Genomic DNA, 17355 nt, shown 5'->3' on the forward strand with positions numbered 1-17355 from the left:
GCGCCGTCAGTGGCCTGATCACGGATGGTGCCTTGTGACACACGCACGCAGCACTTGGTAAACCCGAAATCTGGCCCGGCCCGGAGATACTTGGCGGTTGATACAGTACCAAGAAACATCCCGAACGCGAGGCCACGGGTGCGAGAGCTATATCGGGCACTGCGGGCAACGGCTCGACGATCCCGGAATACCCATCAGAAGTGATCCGGGAACAGCCCCTTGATGAAGCGCCGGATGATCGACGTCGCAACCTCGCGCGAAAAGGCATCCGCGTTTGACATGTAATCCACCCACATGCCTTCCAGCATGACCAGCAGGCCGAATGTCGCGTCCCGCGCCAGGACGGAGTCACCCGCTTCGCCGTAGTCGCGGGCGATGGTCTTGAACGCACCATGCAGCGTGGCGCGCAGGCGTTTGTCTCTCGTACTGCTGTAGTGCGCGATGTCCGTGTGAGTCGGCGCCGCACCGCGGAAAGCGTGCCATATCCGGGTGGAGCGTTCGTTCATCACCCCTTCGCTGAGATCCGCCTGCACGACAGCCATGACGATCGCTTCGGGATCGTCACCGGCCCGCGCGACGTAGCTGTCAAGTTCACGGTAATACTGCTGTCCGAAAGCTTCCGCCGCCGCCCCCAGAAGCTGTTCTTTCCCACCGAAATGCAGGTGAATCATCCCACGCGAGAGCTTCGCACGCTGGATGATGTTGCTGACCGTCGTGTCCGAGATCCCGCTCTCGGCAATCGTATCAAGCGTGGCCCTGATCAGCGCGCTCCGATTGGTTTCCGGATCGCGTTTCGCCGGTTTTCTAGCGGTTTCGGGTTCTGTCTCTGCGTCTGCAGCGGTCAAGCGGGCGGCCTCCTGTCAGGGGGTCGAAACGACCCATCGCACAAAGATATTTGACACAACCAAAATGAAGAGGCAATACTTAATGGACGATCGTCCATTAAGAATCAAGGCGCAGATAAACGACAAGACCGGGTACAGCCGCATGAGAAGCGAAGCAGCCAAGGGGATGACATTGAGCGCGCCTGCGACGCTCTACGTCGGCTTTCTTGTGGCCGCACCCCTCGCGATCCTCGTCGCCTATTCGCTCTGGACGCAGACCTACGTTTCGGTCGACCGCACCCTGACACTGGCCAACTACCGCGAGGCGCTGACCGACCCGCTTGTGCGGCACCTGATGCTGCGTTCGATCCTCATCGCCGGGGCGGTCACGGTTGCGACGGTCCTGCTGGCCTATCCGATCGCCTATTTCATCGCGCTCAGGGCAAGACGGAAGACCATCTGGCTGTTGCTCATCACCATACCCTTCTGGTCCAGCTATCTGTTGCGTGTCTTTGCCTGGAAACTTGTGCTCGGGTTCAATGGTGTCTTGAACTCGGCGCTTCTGGGCCTCGGGCTGATCGACGAACCGCTGACCTTTCTGCTCTACAACGAGTTCGCCGTGGTGCTGACACTGGCCCACGCATGGGCGCCCTTCGCGATCCTGCCGATCTACGTGTCGATCCAGAAGATCGACCCCAGCCTGCTGGAAGCGGCAACCGATCTGGGAAACGGGCCGGTTCAGCGCTTCTTGCGCGTAACGCTGCCGCTGACCATTCCGGGCATCATCGCCGCCTGCCTGATCATTTTCATCCCGACGGTGGGTGACTACGTGACACCGTCATTGGTGGGCGGCTCGGACGGCAAGATGATCGCCAACCTCATCCAGGTGCAGTTCGGCGCCGCCAACAACTGGCCCCTGGGGGCAACACTCTCGCTTCTGGCGATGATGTCGGTCGGCTTCGTTGCAATCGTCTTTGTCCTGTCAGCCAGCGGCTTGGGGAGGCGCATCAGATGACCCGCCCCTCCGGCCTCGCAATCTACGCCCTCCTGTACCTGGTTTTTCTTTATCTGCCGGTGCTGTTCCTGCCGCTCTTTTCCTTCAACGCGGGCACCATCGTGGCCTTTCCCATCAAGGGCTGGACCCTGGAATGGTACCGCCAGCTGGGCGGCCAAGAGACATTGATCCAGGCGCTGGTGAACAGCCTTATCGTGGGGCTTGTCGCCGCGCTTCTGGCCACGTCAATGGGGCTATTCGCGGCGCGCGCCTATGTCCGCTACAGGTTTCGCGGCAAACAGGCCTCGGAAGGTCTCGTCATGCTGCCGCTGGTCATTCCGGGCATCATCGTAGCCTCGTCGATGCTTGTGCTATTCATCTCGATCGGTATCAAGCCGTCGCTGACCGCGGTCACGCTGGGGCACACATTCCTGGCGCTGCCGTTTTCGGTTTCGATCATGAAATCCGCCTTCGACGATTTCGATCCCTCGCTTGAAGAAGCCGCTTTCGACCTCGGCTCAAGCGTGTTCGAAACCTTCCGGCGCGTGACCCTGCCGATCGTGGCGCCGGGTATCGTGGCCAGCCTGCTGGTCACTTTCACGGTCAGTTTCGACGAATTCGTTCTGGCTTTCTTCCTGTCTGGCAATCAGCCCACCCTGCCCGTCTACATCTGGAGCCAGATCCGGTTCCCCGCAAAGCTGCCCAACACGCTCGCGCTCGGGTCTTTGCTGCTGCTGGCGTCGGTGGCGCTTCTGGTTGCCGCAGAATTCTTCCGCCGCCGTTCCAGCAAGTCGACGATATGAGGCGCCCATGACCACGAAAAACATCATCCAGCTTCAGGGTATCGAAAAGCGGTTTGGCAAATTCGTCGCGGTCTCGAACCTTGATCTGGACCTGCGCGAAGGTGAATTCTTTTCGCTGCTCGGGCCGTCGGGATGCGGCAAGACGACCGCCCTGCGCATGATCGCGGGTTTCCAGGAACCGAGCGCCGGAAAGGTCATCATCGACGGTGAGGACATGGCAGGCATCCCGGCCAACAGCCGCCCGACCAACATGGTCTTCCAAAGCTACGCCATCTTTCCGCACCTGAATGTCGGCAACAACGTCGCCTATGGTTTGCGCCATCGCGGCATTTCGAAATCCGAGATCAACACCCGCGTGACCGAAGCGCTGGAGATGGTCGAACTCGGCGGGCTGCAAGAGCGCGGCGCAACGGAACTGTCCGGCGGTCAGCGGCAACGGGTGGCCCTGGCGCGGGCCCTCGTGATGCGCCCCAAGGTTCTGCTGCTCGACGAACCGCTGTCGGCGCTCGACAAGAAGCTGCGCGAACAGATGCAGTTCGAAATGCGGCATCTGCAACGGGAACTTGGGATCACCTTCGTGATGGTCACCCATGACCAGTACGAGGCGATGACCATGTCTGACCGGATCGGCGTCATGTTCGAAGGACGCCTTGTCCAGGTCGATGAACCCTCGACGCTCTATGCCAAACCTTGCAACAAGGACATCGCGAGCTTCATCGGCGAGATGAACTTCCTGCCCGCCCGTGTCGAAGCGGACACCGGCGACAGCCTGAAGATCTCGGTCCCCTGTTTCGGCGAGATGAACATCCTGAAGAACCCGAATGTCGTGCAAACCGGGCGCGAGATCGAAATCGGCATCCGGCCCGAGCAACTGGAGATCTCGGCGCAGAAACCCGAAGGATATGACAGCATGGTCGCGGGCAAGATCCGCGATGTGGCATTCTATGGTGAGAACGTGCACTACCACGTTCAGGTCGAGGGCGCTGACCGGCCCATTGCCGCCTCGGTGCCCAACTATTTCCACACGGTCGACCATCGCCCCGGCGATCCGGTCTGGCTGGGTGTGCAGAGCGCCTCGGTCATCGACCTGGGCCAACGTCAATCAAAACCACAATAGGGAGAAGATGATGAAACCGACAATGATGGGGGCAATCGCGCTATCGGCGATCGTGACCGCCGGGGGTGCCTGGGCGGATGGGGCCGCGTTGAAAGTCTTTGACTGGTCCGGCTACGAAGATCAGGGCTTTTTCGGCGCCTACATGGAAAAACACGGCGCCGCGCCGACCTACACTTTCTTCGGCAGTCAGGAAGAAGCCTTTACCAAGCTGCAATCGGGATTTCAGGCCGATCTGGCACACCCGTGTTCGGACGCGGTGCGCAAATGGGTCGCGGCCGATCTGATCCAGCCGCTTGACCCCGCCAGGTTGAACAACTGGGACGCGATGCTGGAAGAGATCAAGAATGTCGATGGCATCGTGATCGACGGCAATGTCTACATGATGCCGTTTGAATGGGGCAATACCGGGTTGATCTACCGCACCGACAAGATCTCGGATGACCAGATTTCCCTGCAACTTCTGGCCGATCCGGCCTATCAGGGCAAGATCGCCATTCCCGACGCGGCCTCAAGCGCCTATGCGCTGGCGTCGCTCGCCACGGGGAACGCGACCGACTATACCAAACTGAGCGACGAGCAGTTTCAGGCGGCGTCGGATTTCCTGCGGTCAATCCACCCGAATGTCCGCTTCTACTGGTCCGATGCCGGCCAGATGGACCAGGCGATGGCCAGCGGCGAGTTGGAAATGGGCTGGGCCTGGAACCAGTCCGAACTGAACCTGATCTGGAACGAGACGCCCGCGAAGATGATGCGCGATGTCGACAAGGGTATCGCCACCTGGGTCTGCGGTTACGTCCACCTGAAATCATCGACCACGCCCGTCGATCAGATCTATGATCACCTCAACGCGCTATCCGACGCGGCCAGCGGCAAATACATCATCGAGAACTGGGGATACCCGCACGCCAATGCCGAAGCGTTTGCCGTTTCCGACCAGGATCTGATCGCGCAATACGGCTTCGATGATCCCAAGGTATTCTTCGAAGGCAGCCTGTTCTTCGACGCGGTCGAACCAGCGCTGGAAGCCAAGATGCTGAAAGAATTCGAGCGGATCAAGGCCGGTTTCTGAACCCGATACCAAACGCCCGGGCCGCCTACGGTCCGGGCCATCCAACCAGTAAAAGGCGTTCTCATGTCAGAGGCGAAGCAATATTCTGTGCTGTTCGAACCGGTCCGGATTGGGCCGGTGACCGCGCGCAACCGCTTTTTCCAGGTGCCCCATTGCAATGGCATGGGCCATGTCAGGCCACAGGCCGAAGCAGCGATGCGGGCGATGAAGGCCGAAGGTGGCTGGGCGGTCGTCAGCAATCAGGAGACCGAAATTCACCCCACATCGGACCTGTCGCCCTTTGCCGAGAACAGGTTGTGGGATGAACGCGACATCCCCGCGCTGCGGCTGATGACCGATGCGGTGCATGACAAGGGGTCGCTGGCGGCCATCGAACTGGTGCACAACGGCAACCACGCGCAGAACCTTTTCAGCCGCGCGCCGGTGCTGGCACCCTCGGACATGTCGGTCGATTACCCGCACCCCAAGCAGGCCCGCGCGATGGACAAATCCGACATCCGCGACCTGCGCCGCTGGCATCGCGACGCCGCGATCCGCGCGCGCGATGCAGGTTTCGACATCATCTATGTCTATGCCGGCCACCAGATGACCGTTGCGCAGCATTTCATGCTGCCGCACATGAACGCGCGTGGCGACGAATATGGCGGCAGCCTTGAGAACCGCGTGCGGCTGACCCGCGAATTGCTGGAAGAAACCCGCGAAGCCGTCGGCGATACCTGCGCCGTGGCTTTCCGGTTTGCGGTGGATGAGATGTTGGGGGCGGATGGTATGCAGGCCGCCGAAGAGGGCCGCGCCATCGTCGAAATGCTGGCCGAGCTTCCCGATCTGTGGGACGTGAACGTGTCCAACTGGGCCAATGATTCCGTCACCACGCGGTTCCAGCCGCAGGATGGCTACCAGAACGACTACATCTCGTTCGTCAAGTCGGTGACCAGCAAACCTGTTGTCGGCGTCGGCCGGCTGACCTCGCCCGACATGATGGTGTCGATGGTGCGCAAGGGCGTGGTTGACCTGATCGGCGCGGCCCGCCCGTCAATCGCCGATCCGTTCCTGCCGCAGAAGATCGAACAGGGCCGCATCGACGAGATCCGCGAATGTATCGGCTGCAATATCTGCGTCATGGCCGACACTGCCGGTGTGCCCATCCGCTGCACGCAGAACCCGACCATGGGTGAGGAATGGCGGCGCGGCTGGCACCCGGAGAAGATCGCGCCGAAAGGCGATGAGGACGAAACGCTGGTGATCGGCGCGGGCCCCGCAGGCCTTGAATGCGCGCTGCAGCTTGCGCGGCGGGGTTATCAGGTAACCCTTGCCGAGGCGGCAGAGGCGCCCGGGGGCCGGGTGCTGCGCGAAAGTGGTTTGCCAGGCCTGGGCGCATGGAAACGCGTCGCCGATTACCGCCTGAACGAACTGCGGCAGCGCGCAAATGTCCAGATCTTCACCGAAAGCCGGTTGAACGCGGACGAGGTTCTGGAACTGGACATCCGCAACGTGTTTGTCGCGACCGGCTCCCGATGGCGCAGGGATGGCATCGGACGCAACACGCTGCGCACCCCGCCGCAGATCGACGCCTCGGCCACTATTCTGACCCCCGATGACATCATGGCCGGCGCAGCCCCGCCCGGCGAAACCATCGCGATCTATGATGACGACCATGCCTATATCGCCGGGGTTCTGGCCGAAAAACTGGCACAGGACGGGCACAAGGTGATCCTGGTGACGCCCGAAGGCCTGGTCTCCAGCTTTACCGGGCTGACGCTGGAACTGCACCGGGTGCAGGCCCGCCTGATGGAGCTTGGTGTTGAAATCATCTGCAATCATGTTCTGGCGGGTCTCGGGGCCGGGGAAATGGAAATTTCTTGTGGCTTTACCGGGCGTAGGCGGAACATCGCATGCAATTCAGCCCTGCTGGTCACCGAACGCCTGCGTGAAACCGCGCTTTACGACGCGTTGAAGGACAAGGGCCTGAAAACGCTGGAACTGATCGGCGATGCCGCCGGTCCGGCGCTGATCGCGGACGCGGTCTATGCGGGCCACATGGCCGCCCGCAATTTCGAACGCAGCAAGCAAGAGATCGAGCGGGACTGGTTCCGCAGGGAAATCACGGCTCTAACGGACGGAGGTATGTCATGACATCGCGGCCCGGAGATTTGAACGACCTGATGTCGAAACACAGGCCCGGTTATGCCCTTCCGCGGGAGTTCTACACCTCGCAGGCGATGTTCGACCATGACATCGACAAGGTCTGGAACCGCAACTGGATCTGGGTCGGGCACGAAAGCCAGATCCCCGAACCGGGTGATTACTTCCTTTTCGATTACGGCACTGAATCGCTGATCATCGTGCGGGACCGGCAGGGTGACATACGCGCACATCTGAATGTCTGCCGCCATCGCGGGTCGCGCGTGTGCACCGAAGGGGCCGGCAAAGCGCGTGTCTTTGTCTGTCCCTACCACGCCTGGACATACGAGCTGTCGGGCGAATTGCGGGCCGGGCGCGATATGGGGGCGGATTTCGATCCGGCGAAATGGGGCCTGCTGGCGGCGCAGGTCATCGTGTTTCAGGGCATGATCCTTGTCTGCCCCGGCGATGACGCTCCACCCCTGGCCACGGCGCTGGAACAGCTTGCGCCGCTGACCGCGCCATTCGCCTTCGAGGATCTCAAGGTTGTGCACGAGGCCCGTTACCCGGTGCCCGCCAACTGGAAGCTTGCGGTGGAGAACTACCTTGAATGCTATCATTGCGCCCCGGCCCACCAGGAATATGCGCGATCGCACACCCTGAAATCGCCACAGCAGATGGCTGCCCTGATGCCCGCCCTGCAGGAACGCAGCGCGGCCGTCGGGTTGCCCACTGTCGAGCTCAACATGACCGGTCCCGATGCCATCGCACCCGGCGCCGATGCCTATTACCGCCGCTATCCGCTGTTCGAGGGCTACAAGACCGGCAGTCGCGATGGTGAACCGCTGGCGCCGCTGCTTGGCTCCCTGACCGGTTTCGATGGCGGCGCGACCGACGTGAGCATTGGCATCCTGAACTTCTTCCTGGTCTATTCCGACCACGCGGTCGGCTACCGCTTTGTCCCGCGAAACGTTCAGGAAACCGACATTCACGTGGTCTGGATGGTCCGCAAGGATGCGGAAGAAGGGCGTGATTACAACACCGACGATCTGACATGGCTCTGGCATGTCACGTCGCAGGATGACGAGAGGATCATCCGGCACAACCAGGCAGGCGTGAATTCGCATTTCTTCCGGCCCGGCCCGCTGGCCGAGATGGAATGGGCGATCAACGATTTCTACGACTATTACAAGAAAATGATCGCCACCGCCTGATCGGGGCTTCTCATCCTGCGCTGTGGCCGCCGCGGCCGCAGCAGCGACGATCCTATCGAAAGCGACACCAATGACCTTGCAGAACGACTTCGCCGATATACGCGAATGGGACAACCACAATTTCGTCCACCCCTGGGAGGGGATGGCCGATATCGGCCATAACGAACGCACCTTCACCGAAACCGCCAGCGGCATCTACGTGACGACGGAAACCGGCAAGCGCCTGATTGATGGCCCGGCCGGGATGTGGTGCGTGCAGCTTGGCTATGGCAACGCGGAAATGGCCGATGCGATGGCGGGACAGGCACGGGAAATGGCGTATTTCTCGCCGTTCAACAACGCCAATTCGGCCCCCGCCCGGCTGGCGCACGAGATCGCGAAACGCACGCCCGGCGACCTCAACCACGTGTTCTTCACCACCGGGGGGTCAACGGCTGTCGATACTGCCCTTCGTTTCGTGCAGTTTCGCAACAACCTGCTGGGAAAACCGGATAAAAAGGTCATCATTTCGCGTCAGAAAGCCTATCACGGATCGACCTTCCTGGCCGCCAGTGTCAGCGGCAAGGAACGCGACAAAGGGTGGCTCGATCAGCCCTCCGGCATCGCCTATTTCCTGCCGAACGTGAATCCCTCGCTCCGCCCCGTGGGCATGAGCATCGGTGACTTCCTTGACGAGAAGATCACCGACCTTGAGCGCGCCATCGTCGATATCGGCGCGGACCGGGTTGCTGCATTCATTGCCGAGCCGATCCTGGCATCGGGCGGCGTCATCGTTCCGCCCAGGGGCTATCACAGGAAATGCCTGGAAGTTTGCCGCAATCACGACGTTCTCTACATATCCGACGAGGTCGTCACCGCATGGGGTCGGTTGGGCCACTGGTTCGCGTCCGAAGACGCGTTCGACATCGTGCCCGACATCATCACCACGGCGAAGGGCCTGACCTCCGGTTACGTCCCGATGGGGGCCTGCATCATCTCGGATGCGTTGATCGAGAGCATTTCCGGCGAAAGCTCGCAGGGCTCGACATTCTCGAACGGCTATACCTATTCGGGGCATCCGGTCGCCGCCGCCGCCGCCCTGAAGAACATCGAAATCATCGAGCGGGAAAACCTGCTGGAGCATGTCAGGGAAGTTGCCCTGCATTTCCAGGAAAGGCTGCATGGCTTGCGCGAAAACCCGATTGTCGGCGATACCAGAGGCATGGGTCTTGTCGGCTGTGTCGAATGCAATACGGGAACGGATCGCGATTCCCTGGAAATCGACAGAACCATCGGCGCCCGCATTGATCAGCATTGTCAGGAGCTGGGCCTGATGCTGCGGCCGCTCATCAACATGTGCGTGTTCTCTCCTCCGCTGATCATTTCAAGGGATCAGATCGACCAGATGTTCGATATCATGGATATTGGGATCAAGCGCGCGACCGCCGAACTGGCAAAGAGCGGGATCCACGCGATGTGAGTTTGTGCAGGCACAGGCCAGGCGCCGCAGACGGAAATCATCTGTTCCGGACCGACCCGCGGCATTTGGCAGATCCATGCCTCATGGCGGCGCGTTCGTGGCCAGTCCCGATGCGGAACTCGCCGGGATACCGGGTCTATTTACCTGTGAACTTCAGCTCGATGCGCCGGTTCTGCGCGCGCGCCTCGGCGGTGTCCTCGGTGTTGATCGGCTGGTACTGACCAAAGCCGTTGGCCGATAGTCGGTCAGGCGGCATCCCCAGCACGTCGATCATGTAGCGCACCACCGACAGCGCCCGCGCCTGGCTGAGCTCCCAGTTATCGGCAAACCGTGCTGCCCCGATGATCGGCACGTCATCCGTGTGCCCGTCCACCTGCAGCACCCAATCGATCTCGTCGGGGATCTCGTTCGCCACCTTGCCCAGGATATCCGTGACCTTCGCGATCTCCACCTGCCCCTCCGGCGACAATCGCGCCTCGCCCTGCGCGAAGAGCACCTCGGAGGAAAAGACGAAACGGTCGCCGACAATGCGCACGCCCTCCTGCGCGCCCAGCACATCCCGCAACCGGCCAAAGAACTCGGACCGGTAGCGTTCCAGGTCCTGCTTCTCGGCCTCCAGCAGCTTTAGCCGTTCTTCCTGAAGCCTGCGCTTTTCCGCCTCCAATTCACGCGCGCGGCGCTCCTCGGCGGCGACCCGCGCCAGGGCGGTGTTCAGGTCACGCCCGAGATTTTGCAACTGGATATCGGCCGTCGCCTCGCGCGTCTTGGCCTCATCGAGCAGGGCCTGAAGCCCGGACAGTTGCTCGCGCAGGGCCGCGACCTGACGGTTCAGCAACGCCTGCTGCTGCTGCGCTTCGCTCGCCAGTTCCTGCTGCTCTGCCAGTTCCGCCTGGGCTTGTGCCAGAAGTGCTGCGCGCTCTTCGGCCTTGCTGAGGCTTTCGCCGGCCGCGCTTTCCGCTGCCAGTTTTGCCGCCAGGGCGGCGGCCAGCTGTTTGCGCACTTCCTCTGCGTCCAGCGCATCAGCCTGAACGGATTGCTGGGCGGCCAGCGCCTCGGCCAGTTGCCGTTGGGTGGCGTTCAGCTCGGCCTGCATATTGGCCAGCCGGGCCTCTAGCTCGGCGATCCGAGCAGTCCTTTCCGCCGCCTCCGAAACCGCCGTCTGCCGCGCCGATCCGGCCTCGGACAGCTCTGCTTCGACAGCGGCCAGGCGCCCTTGCAGCCGGGCCACCTCCGCCTCGCGTTCGGTCAGGGTATCCTGCATCGTGGCCAGCGCACCCTGGGCGTCTTCCTGTGCCAGAAGCGCCGCTGCCAGTTGAAGATCCAGATCCTCGCCTGCCGAACGTGCCGCCGCCAGCATGGCCAGGGTTTCCTCGGCCTTACGGCGCTCTTCTTCCAGCGCAAGCGTAAGGGCGGTCAATTGGGCCTCGGAATTCTCCAGCCGGTCGCGCAGGGCTTCCGCCGCGGCGGCCTCGGCCAGCCGGGCCTGTTCCTCTTCGCTCAACTGCGCCTGCAGGTCTGTGACCTGCGCACCCAGGTTTTCCTGCGTCTCGGCATTGCGCCGCCGCAGATCGGCCACCAGCGCATCCAGCGCGGCACGACGTGCGGCGGCCAGGCGCGCGGCTTCGGCCTGTGCGTCCACCTCTTCGCGCAATCCCGCCAGTGCCAGCTGCAGCGCCTCCTGCTCGGACAGCAGGCTGTCGCGTTCGCCTTCCAGCTCGGCCACTCGGCCCAGGGCACTGTCACGCTGCGCTAATAGACCGGCCACCTGCTCTTCGAACGAGGCAATGCGCGCCGCCTGTTCCGCCTCGCGACGGCGGACATCGCCGAGCGTCGCCGACAATTCACCCACACGCGCCTCGAGCGAGGTGTTGCGGTCCTGTTCCAGCCCCAGTGCCTGCGCCAGCGCCGCCACCTCGGCCGACAGGGCATCGAGCTTGGATTCCTGCCCGCTGATGGTTTCGCGCAGCACGAATTGCACCACCATGAAAATGGTCAGCACGAACATAAGCACCAGCAACAAGCCGGTCATCGCGTCCACGAAACCCGGCCAGATCGAGGCCTGGAACCGGGTGCCGGTGCGTCGCGAGAGGGCCATGGGTTATCCGTCCCCCAATCCGTGGGCCGGATCCGTGTCACGCCTGATGAACTGTTCCAGCACGCGGGTCAGCGCGGCCAGATCGGTGCGCAGCTCGGTCATGCTTTCCTGCCGGCCGGCGCTGATTTCCTCGAGGATGCGCAACATCTGCACGTCGATCGACCGCAGCCGCATCCGGCTTTCGGCGTCGATCCCCTCGTCGCCACGTTCCACCAGCTTTTCGATCAGCCGCTCCTGGCTTTCCGCCAGCCGCATCAGCGCGGCTTCGCCGCTATTGGCATTGCCGGCCTCGATCCGGTCGCTCAGGCGCTGGATGCTCTCGGTCAGCGCACCCAGTTTTTCGTCAACGGCGTCGCGGCTGATATCCGACTGGGTCAGCATCATCTGCAGCGATTCCATCTGCTCGCCCATATGGTCCACCACGTGGGCCATCATGTTCTGCTCCGGGCTGCCGTCGCCATCTCCGGCGGAGAACCCGACACGCGTGATGGTCGACATCCATTCCTCGAGCTCGCGATAGAACCGGTTCTGCCCGTGGCCCGCGAAAAGCTCCAGCAAGCCCACCACCAGCGAGCCGGCCAACCCCAGCAGCGACGAAGCAAAGGCCACGCCCATCCCGCCCAGTTGTGCTTCGAGCCCGGTCATCAGCCGGTTGAACACCGCCACCCCGCCTTCGCCCTCCTGTGGGGCCAGTGACCGGATCGTGTCCACGACCGCCGGCACGGTAGTGGCCAGGCCGTAGAACGTGCCCAGAAGGCCCAGGAAAATCAGCATGTTGACGATGTAGCGGGTGATTTCGCGCGCCTCGTCGATCCGCTGTGCAACCGAATCGAGGATCGAGCGCGCCGAGGACGATGCCACCTGCATCCGCTTGCCGCGCTGGCGCAGCAGCGTCGCCAGCGGCGCCAGCAATAGCGGCGCCTGGATGAACTCGTGCCCCGGGCGCTGCGCCGCAAAGCCTTCGATCCAGCGGACCGAGCCGATCAACTGAAAGACCTGCCAGAAACAGGCCAGAACACCGATCAGAAACACGAAGACGATGAAGCCGTTCAGCCAGGGATTGGCCTGAAACACCGGCAAAACCCGCGGCAATGCCAGAAAGGCCCCTGCCCCTGTCAGCCCAAGGACCACCAGCATCAGGATGATCTGGCGAACGGGATGTGAAAACTGCGGCTCGACCTCACGGTCCGGCTGGTCCATCTGGACGCTCCCGACACTTGTTCTTGCTGGCCTGCACCCTACGCGGATGCGGCAATCGTGCCAAGGATTTATGCGGAAGCTGCCCTGACGCGGGCGGTCAGCCACTCAAGATCGGTATCGTGAATCCCCAATTCGCCAAGATGCGACGCGGTGTTGTAGAGATATTCGTCATTCGGGCCGCGCCCGCCATGCGCCCGGGCGATGATCTCTGCCTGTTCTTCCAACGGCAGCCCGCCGCAATACTGCACGTGTTCGGGGTCGACCACATAGGTGACCGCCTCGACATGGCGGCCATCGGCCAGGCGGATTTCAAGGAATTTCTCAAGATAGGCCGAGGAGATCAGTTCGCGTTCACGCAGATAGTCCATCGTCGCCTCCTCAGACCCGTCGGCCACGGCAAAGGCGACGCCCTGGCAGGTCGCGTGCTCATCCTCGTCCAGGGCCAGCACCAGGCCCGGATTTTCATCCGTACCGCGATGATGGATCGACCTCATGCAGAAACTGCGGTGATAGCCGGGCAGCGTGGCGATGACCTTCTCGCGCACCTCGAAACCGGGGTTCCACATCAGCGAACCATAGCCGAATACCCACAGTGTCATGGTGTTGTTCCTCGCGCTTTTTATCCTATAAACACCAAAGCCAAGGGGCATTAAAGGGGCATCCGGAAATGAGGTTTCTTCTCACCCTCATCCTGCTGGCGGCGGTCGGCTGGTCGGGCTACTGGTTCATTGGCGCAGAGGGGTCGCAGTCGGCATTCGAACGCTGGATCGACCAGCGGCGCGATGACGGCTGGGTGGCGGAATATGGCGACCTTGCGGTGCGCGGCTTTCCCAACCGGTTCGATACCACCTTTACCGATCTGTCCCTGGCCGACCCAGAAACGGGGCTGGCATGGCAGGCCCCGATTTTTCAGCTCCTCGCGCTCAGCTACCGGCCCAACAGCGTGATCGCCATCTGGCCGCGGGCGCAAATGATTGCCACGCCGCAAGGCAAATATCAGCTGTCCAGCGACGATATGCGCGCCAGCCTGACCTTGCAGCCGAACGCCCAGTTGGCGTTGGAACGCACCACCCTGACCGCGGAAAACCTGATTGTCACGGCGTCGAACCCGCCGGAAACCGCCAGTGTCGGCGCCCTGACCCTTGCCGCCGAACGCAACGAGGGTTCTGATGCCACCTATCGTCTGGGACTGGCGGCGGACAAGGTCAAACCCTCTGCCCCTTGGCTGAAAAGGGTTGATCCCCGCGGCACCCTTCCCGACACGCTGCACGCGCTGAAGGCTGACCTGACCGTCACGTTCGACAAGCCCTGGAACCGTGCCGCGATCGAGGTAGCACGCCCGCAACCTCGCAGGATCGACCTGAAGCTGGCGCAGGCCCGCTGGGGCCAGCTTGATCTGCAACTGGCCGGTTCGGTCGATGTGGACGAGGGCGGCCAGCCGAAGGGGCAGATCACGGTCAAGGCCAGGAATTGGCGTGACATTCTGGACCTCGCCGTGACCTCGGGTGCCATCCCCGAAGGCCTGGGATCAACGCTGGAGGATGCGCTCGGCCTGATGGCAGGCCTTTCGGGCAATCCGAATACGCTGGATATTCCGCTGGATTTCCGTAATGGCCGGATGCTGCTGGGGCCGGTGCCGATTGGCCCTGCCCCGGTCCTGACGATCCGCTGATACCTAGCGGCAGTACGAGCCGCTGCGATACCGCGCCGTATCGAAATGGAAGTGATCGCGGTGGTACCGGTCCGCGTTGGGGCCCAGAACCGTACCGAAAGGTCCGCAGGCGGCGCGGTGCATCTTTTTCAGAATGCGGCCATTTTTCCCCCTTCCCCAGTGCTTGAGCACCGAGATTTCGTTGCCATCGCGCAGGGTGATGGCGGAAATGTCGATCGCGCGCCCCTTGCCATGTTCGGAAATGCGGGCTCCCTTGCGGCCATTACGTGTCCGGCAGGCGTAATGCGCCGCAACCCGCAGACGGGCGATACCACCACCGCGCTTGCCCACGGCGGGTTTCAGGCCCCGGTCAATCCAGGATTTCAGCGCCCGTGCCGTGGCGCAGTCCATCACCGCCTGCTGGCTGAGCGTCACCCCGCTGACCGAACGGACCTTTACTGCGCCGTCGATACCGCACCCCTTGATCCGGCCCGGAACGCGCCCGACGGCAATGCCCTGAATCGCGATATCGCCACAGACCGCACCTTTCCTGGCAAGACGCCGTTCGGCGCGCGACTTGCGGTCGCGCGATTTCGGCCTGAGAGATTCGAACAGTCCGACGCGCCGGATCGCGGCGGTATCGGTGGCCGTGCCCGGACGTGCGACGGGGCGTAGCGAAGTGTAAGGTGCGTTCGCGGCGGCAGCGGAGGATGTGACAACCAGCAATATCATCAACAACTTCCGCATGGCCTATACCTTTCCGCGTCCGAAATCCGGTGCATCCGTATCCTGGCCCGCCGCGATGATGCCCTTGCGGATCGCGCGTGTACGGGTGAAATAGGCATGAAGATGTTCGCCGTCGCCGTCGCGGATCGCCTTTTGCAGGGCAAAAAGCTCTTCGGTGAAACGGCCCAGGATTTCCAGCGTGGCGTCCTTGTTCGACAGGAACACGTCGCGCCACATTGTCGGGTCGCTGGCCGCGATCCGGGTGAAATCGCGGAACCCGGCAGCGGAATACTGGATAACCTCGGTTTCGGTCACGCGGCGAATGTCATCGGCCACGCCCACCATCGTGTAGGCGATCAGGTGCGGCGCATGGCTGATCACTGCCAGCACAAGATCGTGGTGGTCGGCATCCATCTCGCCGGTCAGCGCCCCCATGCCCTGCCAGAGCTTTTCGACCTTCTCCACCGCATCCCTGTCGGCGCCGATTTGCGGCACGACCAGGCACCAGCGATGGTCGAACAGCTCGGCAAAACCGGATCGCGGCCCGGAATGCTCGGTACCGGCCAGCGGGTGGGCGGGAACGAAATGTACCCCTTCGGGCAGATGCGGCGCAACCGCGTCGATCACCGCTTTCTTGACCGACCCCACGTCGCTGACCGTGGCACCGGGTTTCAGCGCCGGGGCGATTTCCGCGGCCACGGCCCCCATCGCGCCCACGGGCACGCAAAGCACCACCAGGTCCGCGCCTTCGACCGCCTCTGCCATGCTGTCGCAGACCCGGTCGCACAGGCCGATCTCGCGCGCGATGTCGCGGCTTTCGGATGAGCGCGCATAGCCCGTCACCTCACCGGCCAGCCCGCTGCGTTTCATCGCCCAGAACATCGACGAGGCGATCAGACCAAGACCGATCAGCGCCACGCGATCGTAAATCACGCTCATTCCTCATCCCCCATGAACTGCCCCACCGCATGGGCCACCCGGCGGCAGCTGGGTTCGTCGCCCACGGTGATGCGCAGGCAATGCGGCAGGTTGTAGCCTGCCACCTTGCGCACGATCAGCCCCTGGGATTTCAGGTATTCATCGCAGGCATCGGCCTCTGCCCGGTCGGCAAAACGCGCCAGGATAAAATTGGCCAGAGAGGTATCGGACACCACCCCATGCCCGGCCAATGCCTCGGCCAGCCAGTGCCGCAGACGATTGTTTTCATTGCGGCATTTCTCGGCCCAGCCGGTATCCCGCACTGCTGCCTCGGCCGCGGCCAGCGCCGCGGTCGACAGGTTGAACGGACCGCGCACGCGGTTCAGCACATCCACCACATGTTGCGGGCCATAGCCCCAGCCCACGCGCAGCCCGCCCAGACCGTAAAGCTTGGAAAAGGTGCGCGTCATCACCACGTTCTGGCGGCTGTCGACCAGCCCGGCGCCGCCATCGTAACCCTCGACATATTCCGCATAGGCCCCGTCGATCACCAGCAGGGCCTGCGGCGGCAATCCATCGGCCAGCCGCGCCATCTCGGCCTCGCCGATCATCGTGCCGGTCGGGTTGTTGGGGTTGGCGATGAACACCAGACGGGTCGCGTCGGTGCAGGCCGCCAGGATCGCATCCACATCCGTGACCCTGCCGCGTTCCGGCACCTCGACAGGTGTGCCGCCATTGGCCAGGGTCGATATCCGGTACATGGCAAAACCATGCTCGGTATGGATCACTTCGTCGCCGGGCCCGGCATAGGCCTGGCAGAGAAAGGCGATGATCTCGTCACTGCCGACACCGCAGACCACGCGCGACGGATCCACGCCATGCACCTCGCCGATGGCAGCGCGCAGCGCGCCGTGATCGGTTGAGGGATAGCGGTGCAGATCAAAGGCGACCTTGCGAAACGCCTCCTTCACCGCGTCGGAAGGCCCGAACGGGTTTTCATTTGAACTCAGCTTCACCACGTTGCTGACGCCGTCCACATGCGCGGCGCCGCCCTGGTAAAGTTCGATATCCATGATCCCCGGACGGGGTGTGATGACTGTCATAGATCCGCCTCCCGTGGCGTGTTCTATCCGTGGCTCTTGGGCTTGACCAGCACCAAACGAA

15 protein-coding genes are annotated in these 17355 nt (G+C 62.6%); 8 read left to right on the forward strand and 7 right to left on the reverse strand.

Features of this window, described 5'->3' with window-relative positions; all coding sequences use genetic code 11:
- Positions 1 to 194 precede the first annotated feature (194 nt).
- Positions 195 to 845 (reverse strand): TetR family transcriptional regulator C-terminal domain-containing protein, encoded by a 651-nt coding sequence (locus AAFO92_RS19145; protein ID WP_347537912.1) that lies wholly within the window; start codon positions 843 to 845, stop codon positions 195 to 197.
- A 142-nt stretch (positions 846 to 987) separates the two neighbouring features.
- On the opposite strand from AAFO92_RS19145, the gene AAFO92_RS19150 reads away from it, so the two are divergent.
- The 7 genes from AAFO92_RS19150 (at position 988) to AAFO92_RS19180 (ending at position 9601) form a co-directional block, all read left to right on the forward strand.
- Positions 988 to 1839 carry an ABC transporter permease gene (locus AAFO92_RS19150; protein WP_347537914.1) on the forward strand — a complete coding sequence of 284 codons (852 nt, stop codon included), beginning with the start codon at positions 988 to 990 and terminating at the stop codon, positions 1837 to 1839.
- The gene (locus AAFO92_RS19155; RefSeq protein ID WP_347537916.1) at positions 1836 to 2621 is read left to right on the forward strand and encodes an ABC transporter permease; all 786 of its coding nucleotides are present in this window, start codon (positions 1836 to 1838) and stop codon (positions 2619 to 2621) included. The genes AAFO92_RS19150 and AAFO92_RS19155 overlap by 4 nt, the downstream gene beginning before the upstream one ends.
- Before the next feature lie 7 nt (positions 2622 to 2628).
- Positions 2629 to 3738 (forward strand): ABC transporter ATP-binding protein, encoded by a 1110-nt coding sequence (locus AAFO92_RS19160; RefSeq protein ID WP_347537918.1) that lies wholly within the window; start codon positions 2629 to 2631, stop codon positions 3736 to 3738.
- A 7-nt stretch (positions 3739 to 3745) separates the two neighbouring features.
- On the forward strand, positions 3746 to 4807 hold the full coding sequence (locus AAFO92_RS19165) for an extracellular solute-binding protein (protein ID WP_347537920.1): 1062 nt from the start codon (positions 3746 to 3748) through the stop codon (positions 4805 to 4807).
- A 63-nt stretch (positions 4808 to 4870) separates the two neighbouring features.
- A complete protein-coding gene (locus tag AAFO92_RS19170) occupies positions 4871 to 6940 on the forward strand; it encodes an FAD-dependent oxidoreductase (RefSeq protein WP_347537922.1) in 2070 nt (689 codons plus the stop codon).
- The gene (locus AAFO92_RS19175) at positions 6937 to 8142 is read left to right on the forward strand and encodes an aromatic ring-hydroxylating dioxygenase subunit alpha (RefSeq protein WP_347537924.1); all 1206 of its coding nucleotides are present in this window, start codon (positions 6937 to 6939) and stop codon (positions 8140 to 8142) included. Before AAFO92_RS19170 ends, AAFO92_RS19175 begins: the two co-directional genes overlap by 4 nt.
- 70 nt (positions 8143 to 8212) lie before the next feature.
- Positions 8213 to 9601 carry an aminotransferase gene (locus AAFO92_RS19180; protein ID WP_347537926.1) on the forward strand — a complete coding sequence of 463 codons (1389 nt, stop codon included), beginning with the start codon at positions 8213 to 8215 and terminating at the stop codon, positions 9599 to 9601.
- 136 nt (positions 9602 to 9737) lie between these two features.
- Here the strand turns inward: AAFO92_RS19180 and AAFO92_RS19185 are convergent, their stop codons facing one another.
- From AAFO92_RS19185 to AAFO92_RS19195, 3 genes are all read right to left on the reverse strand, one after another.
- Complete coding sequence (locus AAFO92_RS19185; RefSeq protein ID WP_347537928.1) at positions 9738 to 11696, reverse strand: peptidoglycan -binding protein; 1959 nt, start codon at positions 11694 to 11696, stop codon at positions 9738 to 9740.
- Between the two features lie 3 nt (positions 11697 to 11699).
- Entirely contained in the window at positions 11700 to 12896 is a 1197-nt protein-coding gene (locus AAFO92_RS19190) for a biopolymer transporter ExbB (protein ID WP_347537930.1), read from the reverse strand.
- 68 nt (positions 12897 to 12964) lie between these two features.
- Positions 12965 to 13495, reverse strand: coding sequence for a gamma-glutamylcyclotransferase (locus AAFO92_RS19195; RefSeq protein ID WP_347537932.1), 531 nt, complete (start codon positions 13493 to 13495; stop codon positions 12965 to 12967).
- Positions 13496 to 13563: 68 nt separating this feature from the next.
- Here AAFO92_RS19195 and AAFO92_RS19200 point away from each other — a divergent pair, with 68 nt between their 5' ends.
- The gene (locus AAFO92_RS19200; RefSeq protein ID WP_347537934.1) at positions 13564 to 14568 is read left to right on the forward strand and encodes a DUF2125 domain-containing protein; all 1005 of its coding nucleotides are present in this window, start codon (positions 13564 to 13566) and stop codon (positions 14566 to 14568) included.
- Positions 14569 to 14571: 3 nt separating this feature from the next.
- Here the strand turns inward: AAFO92_RS19200 and AAFO92_RS19205 are convergent, their stop codons facing one another.
- From AAFO92_RS19205 to hisC, 3 genes are read right to left on the reverse strand one after another with little or no spacing between them, the layout of a single operon-like run.
- Entirely contained in the window at positions 14572 to 15294 is a 723-nt protein-coding gene (locus AAFO92_RS19205) for an extensin family protein (RefSeq protein WP_347537936.1), read from the reverse strand.
- A 3-nt stretch (positions 15295 to 15297) separates the two neighbouring features.
- Positions 15298 to 16212 carry a prephenate/arogenate dehydrogenase family protein gene (locus tag AAFO92_RS19210; protein ID WP_347537938.1) on the reverse strand — a complete coding sequence of 305 codons (915 nt, stop codon included), beginning with the start codon at positions 16210 to 16212 and terminating at the stop codon, positions 15298 to 15300.
- Positions 16209 to 17294, reverse strand: a complete 1086-nt coding sequence (gene hisC, locus AAFO92_RS19215; protein WP_347537940.1) for a histidinol-phosphate transaminase — start codon at positions 17292 to 17294, stop codon at positions 16209 to 16211. Before hisC ends, AAFO92_RS19210 begins: the two co-directional genes overlap by 4 nt.
- Positions 17295 to 17355 lie beyond the last annotated feature (61 nt).

Source organism: Roseovarius sp. CAU 1744 (assembly GCF_039839345.1).
Classification (GTDB): Bacteria; Pseudomonadota; Alphaproteobacteria; order Rhodobacterales; family Rhodobacteraceae; genus Roseovarius.